We start from the raw sequence: 19,693 nt of genomic DNA on the forward strand, positions 1-19,693 counted from the left end.
TTAATACGAATCGTAAGACCTCAAAGACCTTTTATTATATAATTTACAGAAAGATCCGATATAATGTATATCAGATACAATGAAAAATAGACTTTAGTCCTGGCAGGTGTGTAACGTAATGGCGGCATTTTTAAAATTGTTCGAAAAACCCGGTGTTAAGCGGTTTTCAGTATTTGTAGTATTAGCCACAGCATTATATCTATTAAGAGGAATGATGAATTTAATTCTTTTGACCTTCATTTTCACCTTTTTGATGAATCGGTTAGAAGGGGTCATTAGGGGCTTTTTAAATCGCTTCCTGAAAATAGGACAGAAATCGGTCATTACCATTTTGTATATTCTTCTGGCTGGTGGATTGACATTTGGCGGATTCGTTTTTGTGCCAATCATTGCCAAACAGGTAGAGCAGCTATTTCATTTAGGAAAGAAAATTGCAGATCATCCACAAGATTTACCCTTCTTTGACGTCATCACGAACGTATTCGGAGATTTCAAAATATCAGCTTTCTTTGAGAAAGGGTTTAATTTCCTCTATACATACATAACCGATTTCAGCACATTCAGTATCCAGGTCATTATGTCCTTAATATTAAGCATGTTCTTCCTGTTCGAAAAGGAACGCCTCATTCAATTCATGAACAAGTTCAAAACGAGTAAAATCTCCGTGTTCTATCATGAAATTGCCTTCTTTGGACGTAAATTTTCCCGAACGTTTGGAAAAGTACTCGAAGCACAGTTTATTATTGCAACCGTTAACTGTGTGCTAACGACAATTGCGCTAGGCATTATGGGTTTCCCGCAGTTATTTGGATTAGCGGTCATGGTCTTTTTGCTAGGCTTAATCCCAGTAGCTGGTGTAGTGATCTCTCTTATTCCACTCAGCATCATTGCGTATACACTCGGAGGCGGGATGTATGTCCTGTATATTGTGCTAGTGATCGTGATTATCCATGCCATTGAAGCATACTTCTTAAATCCGAAGCTCATGTCAGCTAAAACAGAACTCCCTATTTTCTTCACGTTTATTGTGCTGATCTTCTCTGAACACTATATTGGCATTTGGGGACTTATTATCGGTATCCCAATCTTTGTGTTTATTTTAGATATTCTTGAGGTCACAAATAGGGAAGAAAGTAATTAAAAAGTTCATATGAACCTGTTTACAATTTTCTAAAAATAAGGTATAAATGGTATGAAAATATCATATTACCACACGCTTAATCCTTCTAAAGGAATGGGGGACCCATGTTTTTGGGGTGAATTTTTCTTATCTGAGAAAAAAGGACATCTCTTCGTCCTAACCCGTCAGCTAACCTCATCGGCGTGAAGAGAGTAGACAGTGGTACATGTATGGACACGCAGGCCCACGAGAAGACTCTCTCGTGGGCTTTTTGACGAGGAAGGGGAGATTTTATTGAAGCTAGCGACGAAAATTATTATTGCCTTGTTTGTAGGTGCCATCACAGGATTGCTGCTCAACCTATTTGCTCCAAATGTATTCAAAGTGTTAGACCCTTATTTATTTACACCTCTAGGTCAAATCTTCTTAAATCTGATTAAAATGCTGGTTGTGCCCATTGTATTTTTTTCGATCACGCTTGGTGTTGCAGGCCTTGGTGATCCAAAAAAGCTAGGCAGAATCGGCGCAAAAACCATTACTTATTTCCTGCTCACTACGACTTTTGCCATCATCATTGGCATCTCATTGGCCTTACTCATTAAGCCGGGCGCGTTCGGCAATTTTGATACAAAATCGGCTGATTATTCCGCAGAAGAAGCTCCATCAATGGCAGACACACTACTCAACATTATTCCAACCAATCCAGTCCAATCGTTAGTTGAAGGAAACATGCTTCAAATTATCGTTTTCTGTGTATTTTTAGGTCTCGGTATTGCATTGCTCGGTAAAAAAACAGAAGGTTTGCTGAGGCTGTTTGAACAAGGAAATGAATTAATGATGTATCTTGTCGGTGTTGTGATGAAATTCGCACCGTACGGGACATTCGGTTTGATCGCAACAGCGATCGGCAGTCAGGGGCTGGATGCCATGAAGGCGATGGGACTTTACTTCTCAGTCGTTTTAATTGCGCTGATCCTGCATTTCTTCCTGACCTATGGATCAACCGTTGCCATTTTAGCTAAACGAAATCCAATGGCATTCTTTAAAGGATTTTCACCAGCGATGGTTGTGGCGTTTAGTACATCAAGCAGTAACGCTGTGCTGCCGGTATCAATGGAAACAGCTCAAAAGCGCTTGAAGGTGCCAGAGCCTATTTCAAGCTTTGTACAGCCGCTTGGTGCGACCATTAATATGGATGGTACAGCGATCATGCAAGGGGTTGCGACTATTTTTATCGCACAAGTGTATGGAGTTGAATTAACCCTTGTTCAAATGCTGACTGTTGTCTTAACGGCTGTATTAGCAAGTATCGGCACAGCAGGTGTCCCAGGGGTAGGGCTCATCATGCTGGCCATGGTGTTAAATTCCGTGAATCTTCCTGTTGAAGGAATAGCGCTGATCCTTGGCATAGACCGCTTATTAGATATGGCAAGAACCGTAGTTAATATTACAGGTGACGCAGCATGTGCGGTGATTGTTTCTGAAACCGAAAAGAAGCACGAAAAAGAAGCGCCGACACCTAACTTATCACTGTAATAAGCAAGAAGGGCTGACTGGATCAGCCCTTTTTTTCATGGATTGATTTGTCTCGCGTGATATACTTTTTACAGGATGAGCGGTCGTAACTGCCGCCATAGGCTTTACATCAGAAGGAGGAACCACTTTGCAGTCTGCTGTTTTAAAAGTAGAGAAAGTCGATAAACAAATTGGCCGGAAAATGATCTTGCAGGATATTTCTATAGACATTGGGCGAGGAGAAATTGTCGGATTACTTGGTCCCAATGGATCTGGAAAAACAACCTTGATTCGATTGATCGTTGGCTTGATGAAAAAAAATAATGGCCGAATCATGATCAATGGATATTCACAAGATGAGGATTTTCTCCAAGCGATGTCATCAGTTGGTGCGATCATAGAAAACCCAGAATTTTATTCGTATTTAACAGGCTTTGAAAACCTTGAAATGTATGCAGCGATGCACGATGGCGTGACGGAGGAACGCATTCAGGAAGTGGTGGAAAGAGTTCGTCTGGAGGATGCCATTCATCAGAAGGTCAAGACGTATTCACTAGGGATGAAACAAAGGCTTGGGATTGCACAAGCTATTTTGCATCGGCCGAACCTGCTCATTTTAGACGAACCGACAAATGGACTGGACCCTGCAGGAATGAAGGAATTCCGGGAGCACTTGCAAATGCTCGTAAAAGAAGAAGGAACCTCCGTGTTATTTGCGACGCATTTATTGCATGAGGTAGAGGAGCTATGTGACCGCATGATCATCATTCAAAAGGGACAGATCAAAGCTAGTACTCATCTCCGGGATATGGAGGGGAAAGAGCAGGTGCTGATGAATATTCAGCCAGTAGAAAAGGCGGTTTCATGGCTTGACGAAAACGAGTATACATATAAACGAATTGGAGAGCGTGTATTGCTTCAACTGAACAAAGAACGTGTGCCAGAGCTGAACAAACAGCTTGTGCTGGCAGGGTTTGATGTACTTGAAATGATGCCTCAAAAGCAGTCAATTGAAGAGGCGTTTATGAAATGGACGGAAGGCGGGACGACAGATGCTTAACCTCATCAAGAATGAGCATAAGAAAATCATGAGGAAAAAGATCACATTCATTGCCCTTTTATTGATCGTTGTATTTCAACTGGCAATGGCTCTAACGTTGAAACGAGTCATATCAAGCTTTGGTGGACAAGACACAGTCGCAAACTATTTTGCTTATTCCACGAACGTCGTGTTTATTTTACAGGTGCTTGCTGTCGTTATTGGCGCGACCTTGATCTCCACAGAGTTTCAGAAAAGGACGATCAAGTTTTTATTGATTCGGCCAAAAACAAGACTCCACATTTTTCTGTCAAAATATATCACGCTTTTGCTGACAGTCATTTATTTGTTTGTTTTTTATTATGTTTTGGCTTTTCTATTTGGTCTTATTTTCTTCGGTACTGATTTTGATGAAAGAACGGGGCAATTATTTCAGCATACGTTTGCCGTCATTGGATCTCAGTGGGTCGAAGTGGTCATGATGGCAAGCTTTGCTTTTATGTGTTCCAGTTTGTTTAGAAACAGTCTTGTTGCGCTTGTGACCTCATTTTTTGTTTTATATGCGGCGAAATCACTTGTGCCGATCATGTCTCTCTTAGAAAATCAGTGGGGGAAAATTCTCCTTTTTGCGAATACGGACTTTACTCAGTACAGCTTTCAAGGACCGCCTCCTTTTGATGGGATGAGCCTTTTGTTTTCTCTATTTATAGTGGGGGCGCATTTTGTTTTCTTCGTTGGATCGGCTTGGATTCTTTTCTGGAAACGTGATGTAAATGTGTAAAAATTGTGTCAAATAACAAGAAAAATTCGTGACATCTTTGTGAAAACCAGTCTGTATTTCACGATAACCGGCTGATTTTGTCTTATAATAAGAAGGAGTCATGGAGGTGGCACTATCGTGAAAAATTTCATTACGGCTTTACCAATTTTGTTGCTGCTGTCGTTTTCGTTTGTGTCTTTTGCCTTCCAGTTTGATCATCTTGTTTATTTCAGACTAGCGCTGGGGATCTTTTCGTTAGCGGGTCTTTTCTTTCTGTATACACTTAAAAGAAACATGAAATGGTTCATGGTCTATTTATATGCGAGCTGGATCGTTCTTGCTGCCGTCACGACATTTGAGGAACCAGTCTTTTCTCAATTTTTCTTCGGTGGTTTAACGATGACAATGGGTTATCTCACATATATGCTCATTTATTTAGGAATGAAGCAGGACCGTGTAGCGAAATCACATTAAAACAAAAGCCGATAAAATCGAATAACAGATTTTATCGGCTTTTTTCATTTTGTTGAAGCAGACAAAAGAGCAGCCAGCGATGACTGCTCTTCTTGTGCTTATGATTCACGCCCAGCAGCTGCAAGCTGCTTCTGGTGTTTTTTGTCGATGGTTTCGTATATACTTTCCATCATTTGAGGATCGCGCATGATGGCCTTTTTGTTCTCTTCAATCAATTGTTGATAGGTTTTGATTTTCTTCTTAGACATGTGACTTATCGCTCCTTTATTAGAATGGACGTCTATAGGATTCCACATAGATGAAATTGATAATCATTTTCAATTAGAAACTCCATTATACAAAGACAAATGTCAGAAGTAAAGATTCAATTCAGAAAATTCACGTAACCGACATATTCCAAGCTGGATCGACGCTGCATTCTTTCCCAGGAAATAATGTTGTCATTACTTGTCGGAAGTGAAACATCTATTTGAAACGTTTTGGCTGCGCAACTCGTCTTATGAAGAGATTTGAAAAGAAAAAAGACATCAGCAAGTCTTTGCTGATGTCCTTCGTTTCATCCATTAAGAAACGTGTTCTTGAAGAAAATCTGTCACTTCTTCAGGTGATTTTGCGTTTGCACTGTGTAAATGACCTGTTTTTTCACCATTTTTGAAAATTAACAGGCTTGGTATACCCATTACCTGATACGTTTCAGCTAATTCAGGGAAATCATCTTTATTTATTTCAAACCATTCATGGTGAGCATAAGCTTCTAGGATGTCTGGAATGAACATGTCCATTCTTGTGCAGTCAGGACACCATGTTGCAAAGAATTTAACGATGACTTCTTTGTCTGATTGAATGATTTCATTGAATTGTTCAGTACTTGTGATTTTTTTCAATTTGTCACAACTCCTTTTCAATGTCATTTTAATATAAATGAAAGGCGAATGACATACAAATGCTCGGGAGGCGCTTACAACTTTCACAAATCATTTCAATTACGTAACAACAAAAATTAATTAGAGCATTTTTGCTTGAAAGTGATAAGATAGTAAAGATGAATTTTAGTGGGGGGAGTATCCATTGAAAATAAGTTTAGGATTGATTTACGGCGGAAAGTCAGCCGAACATAATGTATCACTGCAAACAGCCCTTGCAGTTACAAAAGCACTTAACACTGAGAAGTTCGATATACATCCAATTTATATTACAGAAGAGGGTGAATGGTTAAGAGGAGAAAAACTCACTGAACCAGTATCAAACGTCAAAATGCTTCAATTTGAACAGAACGCAAAGACGTTTTTACCAACTTCTTTAAATGAAAGCATGTTTCCACAGCCTGCATCGGCTGATGAGAAAATTGATGTTGTCTTCCCATTGCTGCATGGACCAAATGGAGAAGATGGCACAATGCAAGGATTACTTGAACTGTTAAATATTCCGTATGTCGGCAACGGCGTTCTCGCGTCTGCTGCGGGTATGGATAAAGTCATGATGAAAGATGTTTTTGCACAAGCAGGACTTGCGCAAGCAAAGCACCTTTCTTTCAATAAAAAAGACTATGAGAAAGCGACACAAGACAGCTTAGAACAGGTGGAACAAGTACTTGGCTATCCATGCTTTGTGAAACCTGCCAACATGGGATCAAGTGTTGGAATTAGCAAATGCCGCAGCAAAGAAGAATTGCAGACTGCATTTGACCTCGCTTTCCAATATGATCGTCGTGTGGTCGTCGAAGAAGGCGTCGTTGGAAGAGAAATTGAGATTGGTGTATTAGGCAATGATGAGCCGAAATGCTCTGTCGTTGGTGAGATTGCACCTAAAACAGATTTTTATGATTACAAAGCAAAATATGAAGATGGCGATACAGATTTGATCATTCCTGCGAGTGTCTCAGAGGATGAATATAAGACGATTCATGACATGGCGATTAAGGCATTTAAAGCCCTCGATGGATCTGGCCTCGTACGTGCAGACTTTTTCCTTACAGAAAAAGGTGAAGTGTTGATCAATGAAGTGAATACAATGCCTGGATTCACACCTTTTAGTATGTTCCCATTGCTTTGGAAGCACACTGGTGTTGAGTATCCAGAGTTGATTGAAAAGCTGGTGTCACTTGCAATTGAACGCCATCAAGAAAAACAAACCATTAAAACAACTTTTTAATGTGAGCAGCAAGCAGACACTATCCTTAGGTAGTGTCTCTTTTCCTTCAAACGTGAAATGAGAAAGAGAGGCGAAAAATCATGATCAAACGTACAGTGAAACAAATCGCCCAAATGGCTGGTGGAACCCTATCTAATCAAGCTTTTGGCGAAGAGCAGATTCACGGAGTGACAACAGATACACGAAAAGTATCAGATGGCGCCCTGTTTATCCCGCTTATTGGAGAACATTTTAACGGTCACACATTTGCTTCGAAAGCAGTGGAGCTTGGAGCATCAGCTGTTCTTTGGAATCAAAAAGAAGCCAATCCTCCAGAAGGCGTTCCGGTAATTCTTGTAGAGGATACACTAGCTGCGCTTCAACAGCTGGCGAAATCATACTTAAAAGAAGAAAAACCTCGTGTTGTCGGTATTACAGGAAGTAATGGGAAAACCACAACGAAAGACATGATTCATTCCGTCCTGCAAACAGCGTATCAAGTCCATAAAACAGACGGTAACTTTAATAATCATATCGGTCTTCCGCTCACCATTCTTGCAATGCCGGAAGGAACAGATATTGCGGTTTTGGAGATGGGCATGAGTGCAAAAGGCGAAATCGAATTTTTATCAAATCTCGCTGAGCCGGATGCAGCAGTCATCACAAATATCGGGGAATCTCATATGCAAGATTTAGGATCAAGAGAAGCCATTGCTGATGCAAAATGTGAGATCGCAAAAGGGTTAAAAGAAGATGGCATTTTTTATTACTTAGGTGATGAGCCCTTGCTTCGCGAAAGAGCAAGTTCACTCTCTCAGCGTGCAAAAACCTTTGGAGAAGCAGAAGACTGTGATATCAAGGTAACGCACATCAACCAGCTTGCAGAGGGAACAGAATTTCAAGTCGAAGGGTATGCCCAGGGTTTTCTCATTCCTGTATTAGGGAAACATAATGTGAAGAATGCACTTGCTGCTATTGCTATAGGCCAGCATTTTGGGCTGAATGAAAGACAAATTGCCCAAGGACTGATGCAAACGAAGTTGACGGGAATGCGTCTTGAGCTGATTAAAACAGACAAAGGAATCACTGTCATCAATGATGCATATAATGCAAGTCCTACTTCTATGAAAGCAGCCATTGATCTTGTGGGGGATATGGACGGCTTCGCCAATCGCATTCTTGTACTTGGAGACATGCTCGAAATGGGCAGCGAAGAAGAAACGTATCATTATGAATTAGGCCGTTACATCAAGCCAGAATTTATTGATCATGTCATGACGTATGGCCGTCTAGGTGCATTCATTGCTGAAGGAGCGAAAAAATCATTCGGGGCTGAGCACGTGTTCTCCTTTATGGACAAAGAGGATCTAAAGAAAAAGCTAGCTGAAGTGGCAGGGCCTGACGATGTTGTGCTTGTCAAAGCCTCACGCGGAATGAGATTGGAAGAAGTCATTACTGCACTATAAAAGTGAGAAGGTGACAGAATGATTGGCTGTTTATGTATCCACGGTTTTACTGGTGCCCCTTATGAAGTAGAACCGCTGGCACAGTATTTAAAACAGGCGGCAGATTGGAATGTGCAGTCTGTCACGCTTCCGGGGCATGGGGATGAGCTTCAGTTAAAAGGCATTCTTTATCAAGAATGGATAGCGACAGCTGAACTCGAACTTCTATCCCTTTATCGAACTTGTGACACCGTGTATTTGGTCGGCTTTTCAATGGGTGGAATGATTGCTTCTTACTTAGCAGCAAAGTACCCAGTTGCTCGTCTCGTTCTTTTAAGTGCTGCGGCCAAATATGTGAACCCAAAACAAATGATGCAAGACACAAGGCAGATGGTGAAGGAATCCCTGTCTGGGTTAATTGATACAAACCCTTTGTATGATCGATATCGTCATAAGCTCACAAGCACACCGCTGTCAGCTGCGATAGAATTTATGAAGCTGGTAAAGCAGACGAAGAATTCGCTTGAGAAGCTTCATCTGCCTGTGTTAATTGTTCAAGGTGAAAGCGATGGGATTGTGCCTGCTTCTAGTGCAGAATTTATTTATCATAAAGTCCCATCTCGGCAGAAAGAAATGTTTTATTTGCCCGATTGTAAACATCATGTTTGTCATGAGCCATGTGCCCAGCAATTGTTTGAGAAAGTAGAACATTTTCTAAAAAAAGCAATTTAATATATAGAAAAGCTAAAATGTGGCTAAACTAATATAAATTGAATCCCACTTGTTAAAATTTGCATCATTTTTGTCGAATGTGTGACAGGCCTATGGTACAATAGGAAAGAAAAGGTGGTTGATTCGGTTGTTTCAATATGACGGAAAAACCTTTATCCCGCAGTCTAATTCGAGTAACGGAGAAGTATCAGCAGGAACCATATTTCAATATCGTCAGGACGGAAATATATTAACGGGCACATATCAAGGCGGCAGTATTGTATCTGGCGTACTTGTAGGAACTGTGAATGAGGATGGAACACTTCATTTTAGATACCACCATGTAAGCAAGGACGGCAGCATGAGAAGCGGGGCTTGCGAGTCCACTCCTAAGCAGCTGGATAACGGAAAAATTCAACTGTTTGAAAAGTGGAAATGGATGGACGGAGATCAAAGTGAAGGTGAATCTGTCATTGTAGAGCAGTAGATATATCCATTTCTGTCTTGTTGAAAAACAAATAGTGTAATGGTAAGATATAAGGTAGGGTAATTCGGGCTTTGTATATAATGGACCTGTCCTTTCAGAAAAGGGCAGTTTTTAATGATCATTCACGAGATTACTGAAACAGCAATTAGAAGGAGTTTGAATAAATTGACTATAACGTTTCAAGATTTTCAATTAAGCGAAAGTCTCATGAAGGCTATTAACCGCATGGGATTCGAAGAAGCAACACCGATTCAAGCAGAAACGATTCCTCTCGGTCTTCAAAATAAAGATGTCATCGGACAAGCACAAACAGGAACAGGAAAAACTGCAGCATTTGGTATTCCTCTTGTAGAAAAAATCGATCCAGCGTCTCCAAATATCCAAGCGATTATCATTGCGCCAACAAGAGAATTAGCCATTCAAGTATCTGAAGAGCTATATAAAATCGGCCAAGACAAGCGTGCACGCGTACTTCCGATTTACGGTGGACAAGATATCGGCCGTCAAATCCGTTCGCTCAAGAAAAATCCTCATATCATCGTAGGGACTCCAGGACGTTTACTCGATCACATTAACCGTCGTACAATGCGTCTTCAAAACGTTGAAACAGTTGTGCTAGATGAAGCAGACGAAATGCTAAACATGGGTTTCATCGAAGACATTGAAGCAATCCTTTCAAATGTACCAAGTGAACACCAAACACTTTTATTCTCTGCGACAATGCCTGCACCAATTAAGCGCATTGCAGAGCGTTTCATGACAAACCCAGAACACGTAAAAGTAAAAGCGAAAGAAATGACAGTCTCTAACATCCAACAGTTTTACTTGGATATCCACGAGCGTAAGAAGTTTGATACGTTGACTCGTCTTCTTGACATTCAATCACCTGAGCTTTCAATTGTCTTCGGCCGTACGAAACGCCGTGTTGACGAATTGACTGAAGCACTTAACCTTAGAGGTTATACAGCTGAAGGAATTCATGGTGACCTGACTCAAGCAAAACGTATGGTTGCGCTTCGTAAATTCAAAGAAGGTTCAATCGATGTGCTTGTAGCAACAGACGTTGCAGCACGTGGACTTGATATCTCAGGCGTAACACACGTGTATAACTTTGACGTGCCGCAAGATCCAGAAAGCTACGTTCACCGTATTGGACGTACAGGACGTGCTGGACGTACAGGTATGGCGATGACATTCATCACACCACGTGAAAAAGATATGCTTCGTGCGATTGAGCAAACGACTAAACGTAAAATGGATCGTATGAAAGAACCTACACTAGATGAGGCGATTGAAGGACAACAGCAAGTAACAGTTGACCGTCTACGCACGATCATCAGTGAAAACAACTTAAACTTCTACATGACAGCTGCTGCTGAATTGCTAGAAGATCATGATTCTGTGACAGTGGTTGCGGCTGCCATCAAAATGATGACAAAAGAGCCAGATGCAACGCCTGTTCGTTTGACAGATGAAGCACCAATGATTTCAAAACGCAATCGTAACAACCGCAGCTCTTCTAAACGTAGAGACGGTGGCGGCGGAGGCGGCTATCGCGGGAAAAGCCGTTCATCTTACGGTGATAAAAAGCGTTCTTCAAATGACCGCAATCGTTCTTCTAACGATCGTCGTCAAAAGAAATCTTATAACAACTAATTCTAAAGCGAATCCTTTGCAGGGTTCGCTTTTTTTAACAGGCTAATATTGAAACTTTTTAGGCTTTGTTTCGTAATATATTGATAGAAAAGTAAGAGAATGGGGGAAGAATGTGAGAAAACAGCCGCAACGTCAAATTAGTTTAAATGGTCTAAAGGTATGGCGTCTTCAAAATGGAATTATCTCATTGATTTTCTTACTCATCATCATTGGGGTATTTGTTGCTAGCTACTATTTTCAATGGCCATATTGGATTGGAGCGATTCTTTCTGGTTTATGGGTTTTGCAGGTCATTTTTGGCATTTGGCTCATACCAAAAATCCGCCATCACATCTGGCGCTACGAAGTCTTCGAAAATGAAATTGAAATACAGCATGGACTCATTCGCGTCACACGTGTGATTGTGCCGATGGTGCGTGTTCAGCATGTTGATACATCTCAAGGGCCGCTTTTAAGGCGCTACCGTTTGGCATCTGTTCAAATTTCAACTGCTGCCACAGTTCATGATATACCGGCGCTAGAATTAGAAGAGGCAGATGAGCTTCGTGATTACATATCTCGTTTAGCAAGGGTGACGGAAGATGATGTCTGAACCAAAACGTGTACATCCCATCTCGATGTTCATTGATTTTATATCAGATGCTGTATCCATGATCAAAAACTTCATTATCCCTTTTTTCGTGCTGATTTTTGTGAACTCGAATTCGAGCATTCGCTTTTATGCATTTATCATTCTCGGTGTCCTTCTTTTATGGAAAGCTGTTTTTACCATTTTAGAATGGAGACGATTCACCTACCGGATGGAAGACGATGAATTTCGTGTGGAATCGGGTGTGATCACGAAAAAGAAAAAATATATCTCGTTAGAACGAATTCAAACGGTCAATACAAGTGAAGGTATTTTCCAGCGGATTTTCGGTTTAGTGCGGGTCCAAATCGAAACGGCAGGCGGAACGGATGGTCCAGAAGTGAGCCTGACCGCGATTACAAAAGCAGAAGCGGAACAATTAAAACAGTCGATTTTCAATCGGAAGAAAAGCTTGCAGGAAGATGAAATGACGGATGAAGCAGGACATCTGCATGGCGATTTGACTGCCCAAAAACCTGTGCAGGAAGAAATCAATGTCTCCTATCGTATGGGTGTGCCAGAACTGCTTTTGGCTGCGACCACTTCCAGCGGTATCGGAGTCATTATATCCGGGTGTCTCGCCATCTACACGCAAATAGATGAAATTCTTCCTTTGGATGGGTTCTTCAAGCAGTTCTCTTTTTTAAGCCATGCGAGCGTTGAAATCTATGCGATTTTGATATTTCTTGCCGTATTGATTGCGTGGATCCTGAGTGTCGGGGTAACAGCACTTCAGTATGCGAATTTTGCTGCAAAGCGAAAAGGGAATGACATCATCATTACAAGAGGGCTCATCGAGAGACATCAAATGACCATTCCACTTGCGAGAATTCAAGCAGTGAAAATCAAAGAAAATATTATCCGTGAGCCTTTTGGCTTTGCGACGGTGATGCTGGTTAGTGCAGGAGGTTCGATTACAGAGAAAGAAACCTCTTCAGTCTTATTTCCGCTCATTCGGAAGAAAAAGATCAATGAACTGCTCTCCCAATTCACCGATCATTATCATGCAGCACCAGAAAGCGAGCTGAAAAAGGTACCGAAGCGTTCACTCAAACGCTACTTGATCTCATATGGCTTTGTGCCGTTACTTGTAGGTGTTATCCTGTCGGTACGCTTTCCGCCATGGGGGTATTTGGGACTCATTCCGTTACCGCTTGCTCTATTCTTTGGCTATTTAGCTTATAAACAATCAGGATATACAATCAAAGGTTCATTGATTCAAATGACATCAAGAAGCATTGGCAAGACCACAGGCATTGTCTTGAGAAAACGAATGCAAAACTATACGATGACGCAATCTTTTTTCCAAAAGAAAGGCCGGGTCGCAAGTATTCACACCTTTGTGAAATCCTCTGCGCTGCTTGATTCCTTTGGTGTACATCACCTTGAGGAAGAAGATGCTGCACGTGTATTTGATTGGTATTCGTATGAAAAAAATGAATCGTCTTAAACGAAAAATGTCGATCAGCTCCCGCTTAAGGAGTGATCGACATTTTTTATGAGATTAATATCGTCTTTTTTTCGAATGGAAGAACAGCGTAATAGGTGCTAGAATCATACCGCCGATCAATCCAAATAAGTGAGCCATGATATTGATGTTCGAATTGACGAACGTCATGATGACAGAAACAGCAAGAATCGTTAAAATCACTTGTGAATTGCCGCGGTCCATCATGTGCGGTTTAAATAGGACAAGGTATAAATAAACCCCAAACAAACCAAAGATCGCACCAGAGGCGCCAACGTGTACATACTCTAAAGGCTCAACCCAATAGGTTCCGAGATTGCCAATGAACCCTGCACCAAGATAAATGATCAGAAATCGAACCTTCCCAAGCAAATGTTCAAGCGCTGGGGCGAACAAGAAAAGGGACATGGAATTGAATAAAATATGTGTGAGACTTCCGTGTAGAAAAATAGGTGTGATGAGCCGCCACCATTCCCCAGCTGCTACACCATAATTGAAACCGACGAGATGATCCTGTCCAAGCTGTATAATTGGGATAGGAATCGCAAATATAAGCCACAGGCCGATTTGTAAAGCAAGGATCGCTGTTACGATTGGATACGATCTAATAAATTGTTGAAAGCTCTCCGTTCGAATAAACATAACAAACCCCTTTTGACTAGATAATGGTAAGTTTATAGTAACACGTTTATGAAGCGAACACTCAAATTAGTACGAGTATCATAGGAGGTACCTCATGATCATAGGAATAGGCATTGATATTGTAGAGATCGACCGGCTCTCGCGAGTGCTCAGCAGACAGCCCCGTTTACCGGAACGAATTTTGACTTTACGTGAACAGGACGTCTTTCGTACACTCAGTGAAAAAAGACAGCTGGAATTTTTGGCAGGGCGCTTTGCGGCAAAGGAAGCCTTCGCTAAAGCATACGGAACGGGAATCGGTCAGCATTTAAGCTTTCATGACATAGACATTCAAAAAGACGATCATGGAAAACCCTTCATCAAAAGCGAGAAAGCGGAGGGAGATCAGGTTCATGTGTCGATTACCCATACAAAGGAATATGCTGCGGCACAAGTTTTAATTGAAAGGTTGTCAAGCTAGTCTGCATATTGTTTGTCCCCCCTTCATATATTGGGTAGTGCGATAAGGAAGGGCGAGTTGCTAACAGGCTTTGATGGTTCGCGGTACGCAGTTAACTCTTGAGGCGTACTGTTAAAGTCAAACAAGCGGTTTCTTCCTTTTAACACAATTAACGAAGGGGTTGAAAAGGGTGAGAAAAAGCTTTGTTTTGCTTGTAACGGGAATCCTTTTTGTACTGATTCTCTCCGCATGCGGTCAAAAATCTCAGAAGGATATCGTTGGAGATTTAAACAAAAAGGCAGAGGAAATGACATCATACAAAGCCAAAGCAAAAATGACCATTGAGACAGGAAATGACCCGCAGGAGTACCAGGTAGAAATTTGGTACAAGAAGCCGGAGCTTTACCGTGTCTATTTAGAAAATCCGAAAAAGGATCAGAGTCAAGTCATTTTAAGAAATGGCAATGGTGTATTTGTGCTGACACCTTCATTGAACAAGAGCTTCCGTTTCCATAGTGATTGGCCGAATAATAGCAGTCAGGTTTATTTATTCGAATCACTCGTGAAGGACATTAAAAATGACAGTGCAGCTCAGTTCAAAGCGAAAGAATCAAAGTATGTGTTCGAAACGAAGACCAATTATCAGCATAACCAAATGCTGCCTACCCAAGAGATTACCTTTCATAAGAAAACAATGGCGCCTGCCAGTGTGAAAGTGCAGGATAGCGACAAAAAGCCAATGGTGAAAGTGGAATTCTCTCACTTTGAATTCAATAAATCCTTTGACAAAGATGCATTTGACGAGAAGAAAAACATGACCCTCTCTCAAATGGATGTTGCCACAAGTGCAGACCCATCTGACAGCTTTGCGGTGAAAACACCAGTTGATATGCCAGAAGGCGTGAAGAAGATGGAAGAGAAAGAAATGACGACAGATGCTGGGAAGCGTTATGTGATTACGTACGGCGGCAAGAAATCCTTCACACTCATTCAGGAAAAAGCGAGAGTAGCTGAAGCATCTACGCCTGTCACGATGAATGGCGAGCCGGTCGATCTTGGTATGACAGTAGGGGTTCTGACAGATCAATCCCTCTCATGGACATCTGACGGAGTTGACTATTTAATTTCCTCAAGTGATCTATCGAAGGAAGAGCTGTTGATGGTTGCAAACAGTGTAGAAGGCCAGTCAGCTAAATAAATGATTATTTCAGGCGAAAGCCTTGAAAATGAAGCATCAGCCCTGTGCAAGGGCTGATTTTCTTTGATTTGTTTCACATTATTCTTGATTTTTAGTATCATATGAGGGGATTGAATCATTCAATAGGGAAGTGTGACTGATGGACACAAATGCCTTTTATAGAGACACATGGGCAGAAATTAATTTAACTGCAATCAAGCATAATGTTTCACATATGAAAGATCATATCGGTCAAAATGTTCAACTGATGGCTGTTGTGAAAGCCAATGCATATGGACATGGAGATATAGAAGTGGCAAGAGCTGCCCTCAAAGCAGGTGCAGACTTGTTAGCTGTAGCCTTTTTAGATGAGGCCATTTCTTTAAGAAATCAAGGCATTAAAGCACCGATTCTTGTACTCGGCGCTGTGCCGCCGGAGTATGTCAAAACCGCCGTTCGATACAATGTGGTCATGACCGCTTACTCCACCAGCTGGCTGAGGGAAGTCGTTCGTATGGTGAAAGGGCAGATGGGACAACCCCTTCGTTTTCATTTGAAAATAGACAGCGGAATGAACCGTTTAGGTGTGAAAACGTTAGAGGAAGTGAATGAAGTAAAGAAGCTTGTCAGCGAGCATTCTTATTTACAGCTGGAAGGTGTATTTACTCACTTTGCGACAGCAGATGAAAAGGATGAGAACTATTTTGAGCGGCAAGTCGACACCTTTCAAACTCTGCTTCAGCCGCTTCATACGGACGAACTGCTCGTTCATTGTGCCAATAGTGCAGCAGGTTTACGGTTCAAAGAAGTGTTGTTTAATATGGTTCGCTTCGGCATCAGTATGTACGGGCTGTCACCGTCAGAGGAAATCAAAGATGAACTCCCTTTCAAGCTGGAAGAAGCCATGTCTCTTCATACAAAGCTCGCTCATGTGAAGCTCATTCAAAAGGGTGAGAGTGTGAGCTATGGGGCGACGTATACCGCCAATCAAGATACGTGGATCGGTACGGTACCAGTCGGCTATGCAGACGGGTGGATCCGGAAGCTGACAGGCACGGAAGTACTTGTTGGCGGAAAGCGCCGGAAGATTGCCGGAAGGGTATGTATGGATCAATTCATGGTTGAACTGAAAGAGAATTTTCCAGCAGGGGAGCCAGTCGTTTTGATTGGTGGACAAGGTGAAGAAATGGTATCAGTCGATGAAATTGCAAAAAGGCTAGAAACCATTAACTATGAAGTCACTTGTTCCATTGGCTACCGCGTCCCAAGAGTATATATAGAGGACGGCAAAAGGGTGCATGTGCGGAATCCGCTGCTTCAAGGCGGGCCAAGCTTTTTCTAAACAGCTTTCACAGGAACGATCGTCAAACTGACATCGTTCCTTTTTATTCTACAAAGAAGGGGTAAACATTCTCCCTTTTTTAGAGATTTTGGAAATACCGTATGATTTTCGGAAAAAAGCGTATAATGTGAAAGAGGAACTCCATTATCATCTTGATTTACGGGTGGCGAGCCGTTTCATGTTCTAATAAGGAATCATGAAAAAACAGCTTTGCTTGCGCATTGAATAATGGTATGATTAGTCTTGGAATGGATCGATACGGTATCCGTAAGTTTTGTGGAGGTGTATGTTTTTTGTCTGAATCCAGCGCAACAAACGAAATGAAGATTCGACTGCCGGAGGCTTTAATGTCTGAGATCGAACGAGTAGCAGAGCAGGATAAGGTAACAAGAAATGAATTGATCTACCGAGCGACAAAAACGTATATTCGTGAACGTAATATTCGACAAAATCGTGAATCGATGAGACGCGGCTACATGGAGATGGCGAAAATTAATCTGAATATCTCTTCAGAGGCACAATACGCAGAGTTTGAGGCTGAGAATACAGTTGAGCGATTAGTCAGCGGGGGTTAAACATTTGATTGTTAAACGCGGTGATGTTTACTTTGCTGATTTATCTCCTGTTGTTGGCTCCGAGCAGGGCGGGGTTCGCCCAGTATTGGTGATTCAAAATGACATTGGAAATCGCTTCAGCCCGACTGCTATCGTTGCAGCCATAACAGCCCAAATACAAAAAGCGAAATTACCGACTCACGTCGAAATTGATGCAAAGCGCTACGGCTTTGAACGAGATTCTGTCATTCTTTTGGAGCAGATTCGTACAATCGATAAACAAAGATTGACAGACAAAATCACACATCTTGATGATGAGATGATGGAGAAGGTTGATGAAGCCTTACAAGTTAGTTTGGCTCTTATTGATTTTTAATATGGTGATATTTGGTTGCTCTCTTGGGAGCAACTTTTTTTTGTGTTCAATTTTTTTTAACGTTATAATGAAGAAAGACTAAAAGAAGTGCTGTTTATGTACGTAGGGGGTAAAACATGTCGAATCAAATCGTGTTAGCTTTCGCAAGAGAGCATCAAGAGGAATTACAAAAAGAGTGGACGGACATTTTAAAACGACTCGGAGACAAAGAAAAGGACATGATGCTGAACGACAACATGTATGAAACCATTTGTTCGGAATATGTTCAATTAATTATTACATCTCTTTCAGAAGGGTATGCTGAAGATTTTGAAGAAAAAGTGCAAACTTTTGCTTTAAAAATTGTTCAAATGGGTATATCACTTAAGTTACTGGCAAATGGTCTAACAGAAATCCGTACACATTTATATCAAAAAATGAACGACGACAAAGATACAACAGAAGAAAGTCATGATCTCATCTGGCAAATCGATCAATTCATCACACCTATTCATAACGAGATCTTAAACCAGTATTCCATCTCATGGGAGAGAACAGTCAACCTTCAAAAAATCGCGCTGCAGGAACTTTCTGCCCCGCTGATCCCAGTATTTGAGCACATCACCGTCATGCCGCTTGTTGGAACAATTGATACAGAACGTGCGAAAAAAATTATGGAGAACCTGCTCAATGGTGTCGTCAAACATCGCTCACAGGTCGTCTTGATTGATATTACGGGTGTACCTGTCGTTGACACAATGGTAGCGCATCATATCATTCAAGCATCAGAGGCTGTGAGATTAGTAGGTGCGAAGTGTTTGCTTGTCGGCATTCGCCCAGAAATAGCCCAAACCATTGTGAACCTTGGAATTGATTTATCTCAAGTTACAACAAAGAATACCCTTCAAAAAGGAATTCAAACTGCTTTGGAAATGACAAATCGAAAAATTGTTTCATTGGAGGGATAACCCAGTGAGAAATCACCCGAAGATTCCAATCTTAAAACTATATAATTGTCTTCTGATTTCGATACAGTGGGAGCTTGATGATCAAACAGCTCTCCACTTTCAAGAAGACTTGCTGAATAAAATTCATGAAACAGGAGCAAACGGTGTTGTCATTGACCTCACATCCGTCGATATGATTGATTCCTTTATCGCAAAGGTTTTAGGTGATGTGATCACCATGTCCAAGCTCATGGGGGCAAAAGTTGTATTAACAGGAATACAGCCGGCAGTCGCTGTGACGCTGATTGAACTTGGTATATCGCTTGAAGAAATTCAGACAGCACTAGATCTTGAACAAGGGCTTGAGACACTGAAGCGGGAATTGGGGGAATAGATATGAAAGACCAATCCTGTGTAAGAATATTGACGGAATGGGACATAGTCGCAGCAAGACAATTGGGGCGCAATGTTGCAAAAGAACTTGGATTTGGAACAGTTGACCAAGCAAGAATTACGACGGCCATTTCAGAATTAGCTCGAAACATCTATTTATACGCTGGTAAAGGTCAGATTTGTATAGAAGAAGTGATGGAGCGCGGAAAGCGTGGACTCAAAGTGATCGCAGCCGATGAGGGGCCGGGTATCATGGATATTCGTAAAGTAATGGAAGACGGATTTTCAACATCAGGCGGACTCGGAGCAGGTCTTCCGGGCGTCAGAAGACTGATGGATGAATTTAAATTAGATTCTGCACCAGAACAAGGAACGGAGATACAAGCTGTTAAGTGGCTTCGCTAGGAGGGA

23 protein-coding genes and 1 riboswitch are annotated in these 19,693 nt (G+C 41.5%); of the genes, 20 read left to right on the forward strand and 3 right to left on the reverse strand.

The window, feature by feature from the left end; genetic code table 11:
- Positions 1-118: 118 nt before the first annotated feature.
- From ACLGGR_RS13975 to ACLGGR_RS13995, 5 genes are all read left to right on the forward strand, one after another.
- Positions 119-1,141, forward strand: coding sequence for an AI-2E family transporter (locus ACLGGR_RS13975; RefSeq protein ID WP_142946650.1), 1,023 nt, complete (start codon positions 119-121; stop codon positions 1,139-1,141).
- Positions 1,142-1,204: 63 nt separating this feature from the next.
- Positions 1,205-1,338, forward strand: a riboswitch (cyclic di-AMP (ydaO/yuaA leader).
- A 76-nt stretch (positions 1,339-1,414) separates the two neighbouring features.
- Positions 1,415-2,656, forward strand: coding sequence for a dicarboxylate/amino acid:cation symporter (locus tag ACLGGR_RS13980; RefSeq protein WP_142946649.1), 1,242 nt, complete (start codon positions 1,415-1,417; stop codon positions 2,654-2,656).
- A 127-nt stretch (positions 2,657-2,783) separates the two neighbouring features.
- A complete protein-coding gene (locus tag ACLGGR_RS13985) occupies positions 2,784-3,695 on the forward strand; it encodes an ABC transporter ATP-binding protein (RefSeq protein ID WP_410973294.1) in 912 nt (303 codons plus the stop codon).
- Positions 3,688-4,455, forward strand: coding sequence for an ABC transporter permease (locus ACLGGR_RS13990; RefSeq protein ID WP_251216921.1), 768 nt, complete (start codon positions 3,688-3,690; stop codon positions 4,453-4,455). The genes ACLGGR_RS13985 and ACLGGR_RS13990 overlap by 8 nt, the downstream gene beginning before the upstream one ends.
- A gap of 117 nt (positions 4,456-4,572) precedes the next feature.
- Positions 4,573-4,908 (forward strand): hypothetical protein, encoded by a 336-nt coding sequence (locus ACLGGR_RS13995; RefSeq protein WP_017366657.1) that lies wholly within the window; start codon positions 4,573-4,575, stop codon positions 4,906-4,908.
- 98 nt (positions 4,909-5,006) lie between these two features.
- Here the strand turns inward: ACLGGR_RS13995 and fbpB are convergent, their stop codons facing one another.
- Positions 5,007-5,156, reverse strand: coding sequence for a Fur-regulated basic protein FbpB (gene fbpB, locus ACLGGR_RS14000; protein ID WP_065215285.1), 150 nt, complete (start codon positions 5,154-5,156; stop codon positions 5,007-5,009).
- A 315-nt stretch (positions 5,157-5,471) separates the two neighbouring features.
- The gene (locus ACLGGR_RS14005) at positions 5,472-5,792 is read right to left on the reverse strand and encodes a thioredoxin family protein (protein ID WP_142946646.1); all 321 of its coding nucleotides are present in this window, start codon (positions 5,790-5,792) and stop codon (positions 5,472-5,474) included.
- 184 nt (positions 5,793-5,976) lie between these two features.
- On the opposite strand from ACLGGR_RS14005, the gene ACLGGR_RS14010 reads away from it, so the two are divergent.
- The 7 genes from ACLGGR_RS14010 (at position 5,977) to ACLGGR_RS14040 (ending at position 13,415) form a co-directional block, all read left to right on the forward strand.
- The gene (locus tag ACLGGR_RS14010) at positions 5,977-7,059 is read left to right on the forward strand and encodes a D-alanine--D-alanine ligase (RefSeq protein ID WP_142946645.1); all 1,083 of its coding nucleotides are present in this window, start codon (positions 5,977-5,979) and stop codon (positions 7,057-7,059) included.
- Between the two features lie 80 nt (positions 7,060-7,139).
- Positions 7,140-8,504: a UDP-N-acetylmuramoyl-tripeptide--D-alanyl-D-alanine ligase gene (locus tag ACLGGR_RS14015; RefSeq protein ID WP_410973295.1), complete on the forward strand. Its 1,365-nt coding sequence runs from the start codon at positions 7,140-7,142 to the stop codon at positions 8,502-8,504.
- Between the two features lie 18 nt (positions 8,505-8,522).
- Complete coding sequence (locus ACLGGR_RS14020) at positions 8,523-9,215, forward strand: alpha/beta hydrolase (RefSeq protein ID WP_251216925.1); 693 nt, start codon at positions 8,523-8,525, stop codon at positions 9,213-9,215.
- Between the two features lie 127 nt (positions 9,216-9,342).
- Positions 9,343-9,681 carry an avidin-fold protein gene (locus ACLGGR_RS14025; protein WP_081124015.1) on the forward strand — a complete coding sequence of 113 codons (339 nt, stop codon included), beginning with the start codon at positions 9,343-9,345 and terminating at the stop codon, positions 9,679-9,681.
- A 165-nt stretch (positions 9,682-9,846) separates the two neighbouring features.
- Entirely contained in the window at positions 9,847-11,337 is a 1,491-nt protein-coding gene (gene cshA, locus ACLGGR_RS14030; RefSeq protein ID WP_017358400.1) for a degradosome RNA helicase CshA, read from the forward strand.
- A gap of 112 nt (positions 11,338-11,449) precedes the next feature.
- Positions 11,450-11,929: a PH domain-containing protein gene (locus tag ACLGGR_RS14035; protein ID WP_024425383.1), complete on the forward strand. Its 480-nt coding sequence runs from the start codon at positions 11,450-11,452 to the stop codon at positions 11,927-11,929.
- The gene (locus ACLGGR_RS14040) at positions 11,919-13,415 is read left to right on the forward strand and encodes a PH domain-containing protein (protein WP_410973296.1); all 1,497 of its coding nucleotides are present in this window, start codon (positions 11,919-11,921) and stop codon (positions 13,413-13,415) included. The genes ACLGGR_RS14035 and ACLGGR_RS14040 overlap by 11 nt, the downstream gene beginning before the upstream one ends.
- A 54-nt stretch (positions 13,416-13,469) precedes the next feature.
- On the opposite strand, the gene ACLGGR_RS14045 is transcribed toward ACLGGR_RS14040, so the two are convergent.
- Complete coding sequence (locus ACLGGR_RS14045; RefSeq protein WP_410973297.1) at positions 13,470-14,075, reverse strand: rhomboid family intramembrane serine protease; 606 nt, start codon at positions 14,073-14,075, stop codon at positions 13,470-13,472.
- A gap of 94 nt (positions 14,076-14,169) precedes the next feature.
- On the opposite strand from ACLGGR_RS14045, the gene acpS reads away from it, so the two are divergent.
- From acpS to ACLGGR_RS14085, 8 genes are all read left to right on the forward strand, one after another.
- A complete protein-coding gene (gene acpS, locus ACLGGR_RS14050) occupies positions 14,170-14,535 on the forward strand; it encodes a holo-ACP synthase (RefSeq protein ID WP_142946640.1) in 366 nt (121 codons plus the stop codon).
- A gap of 160 nt (positions 14,536-14,695) precedes the next feature.
- Positions 14,696-15,712 carry a LolA family protein gene (locus ACLGGR_RS14055; protein WP_410973298.1) on the forward strand — a complete coding sequence of 339 codons (1,017 nt, stop codon included), beginning with the start codon at positions 14,696-14,698 and terminating at the stop codon, positions 15,710-15,712.
- Positions 15,713-15,851: 139 nt separating this feature from the next.
- Positions 15,852-17,033: an alanine racemase gene (gene alr, locus ACLGGR_RS14060; protein WP_410973299.1), complete on the forward strand. Its 1,182-nt coding sequence runs from the start codon at positions 15,852-15,854 to the stop codon at positions 17,031-17,033.
- A 293-nt stretch (positions 17,034-17,326) separates the two neighbouring features.
- Positions 17,327-17,608 (forward strand): hypothetical protein, encoded by a 282-nt coding sequence (locus tag ACLGGR_RS14065; RefSeq protein WP_003214273.1) that lies wholly within the window; start codon positions 17,327-17,329, stop codon positions 17,606-17,608.
- Positions 17,609-17,612: 4 nt separating this feature from the next.
- Complete coding sequence (ndoA, locus tag ACLGGR_RS14070) at positions 17,613-17,963, forward strand: type II toxin-antitoxin system endoribonuclease NdoA (RefSeq protein ID WP_024425388.1); 351 nt, start codon at positions 17,613-17,615, stop codon at positions 17,961-17,963.
- Positions 17,964-18,079: 116 nt separating this feature from the next.
- A complete protein-coding gene (locus ACLGGR_RS14075) occupies positions 18,080-18,910 on the forward strand; it encodes an RsbT co-antagonist protein RsbRA (protein WP_142946638.1) in 831 nt (276 codons plus the stop codon).
- A gap of 4 nt (positions 18,911-18,914) precedes the next feature.
- Positions 18,915-19,283: an RsbT antagonist protein RsbS gene (gene rsbS, locus ACLGGR_RS14080; RefSeq protein ID WP_003214235.1), complete on the forward strand. Its 369-nt coding sequence runs from the start codon at positions 18,915-18,917 to the stop codon at positions 19,281-19,283.
- A gap of 2 nt (positions 19,284-19,285) precedes the next feature.
- Positions 19,286-19,687: an anti-sigma regulatory factor gene (locus ACLGGR_RS14085; protein ID WP_024427376.1), complete on the forward strand. Its 402-nt coding sequence runs from the start codon at positions 19,286-19,288 to the stop codon at positions 19,685-19,687.
- Positions 19,688-19,693: the final 6 nt, after the last annotated feature.

The organism is Bacillus sp. BD48, assembly GCF_046566805.1.
Taxonomy (GTDB): Bacteria; Bacillota; Bacilli; order Bacillales; family Bacillaceae; genus Bacillus; species Bacillus safensis.

What these genes read in the sequence shown, in the direction of transcription:
- ACLGGR_RS13975 (WP_142946650.1), top strand. Translation starts at nt 119, where the DNA reads ATGGCGGCATTTTTAAAATTGTTCGAAAAACCCGGTGTTAAGCGGTTT.
- ACLGGR_RS13990 (WP_251216921.1), top strand. Translation starts at nt 3,688, where the DNA reads ATGCTTAACCTCATCAAGAATGAGCATAAGAAAATCATGAGGAAAAAG.
- fbpB (WP_065215285.1), bottom strand. Translation starts at nt 5,156, where the DNA reads ATGTCTAAGAAGAAAATCAAAACCTATCAACAATTGATTGAAGAGAAC.
- ACLGGR_RS14015 (WP_410973295.1), top strand. Translation starts at nt 7,140, where the DNA reads ATGATCAAACGTACAGTGAAACAAATCGCCCAAATGGCTGGTGGAACC.
- ACLGGR_RS14020 (WP_251216925.1), top strand. Translation starts at nt 8,523, where the DNA reads ATGATTGGCTGTTTATGTATCCACGGTTTTACTGGTGCCCCTTATGAA.
- ACLGGR_RS14040 (WP_410973296.1), top strand. Translation starts at nt 11,919, where the DNA reads ATGATGTCTGAACCAAAACGTGTACATCCCATCTCGATGTTCATTGAT.
- ACLGGR_RS14045 (WP_410973297.1), bottom strand. Translation starts at nt 14,075, where the DNA reads ATGTTTATTCGAACGGAGAGCTTTCAACAATTTATTAGATCGTATCCA.
- acpS (WP_142946640.1), top strand. Translation starts at nt 14,170, where the DNA reads ATGATCATAGGAATAGGCATTGATATTGTAGAGATCGACCGGCTCTCG.
- alr (WP_410973299.1), top strand. Translation starts at nt 15,852, where the DNA reads ATGGACACAAATGCCTTTTATAGAGACACATGGGCAGAAATTAATTTA.
- ACLGGR_RS14075 (WP_142946638.1), top strand. Translation starts at nt 18,080, where the DNA reads ATGTCGAATCAAATCGTGTTAGCTTTCGCAAGAGAGCATCAAGAGGAA.
- ACLGGR_RS14085 (WP_024427376.1), top strand. Translation starts at nt 19,286, where the DNA reads ATGAAAGACCAATCCTGTGTAAGAATATTGACGGAATGGGACATAGTC.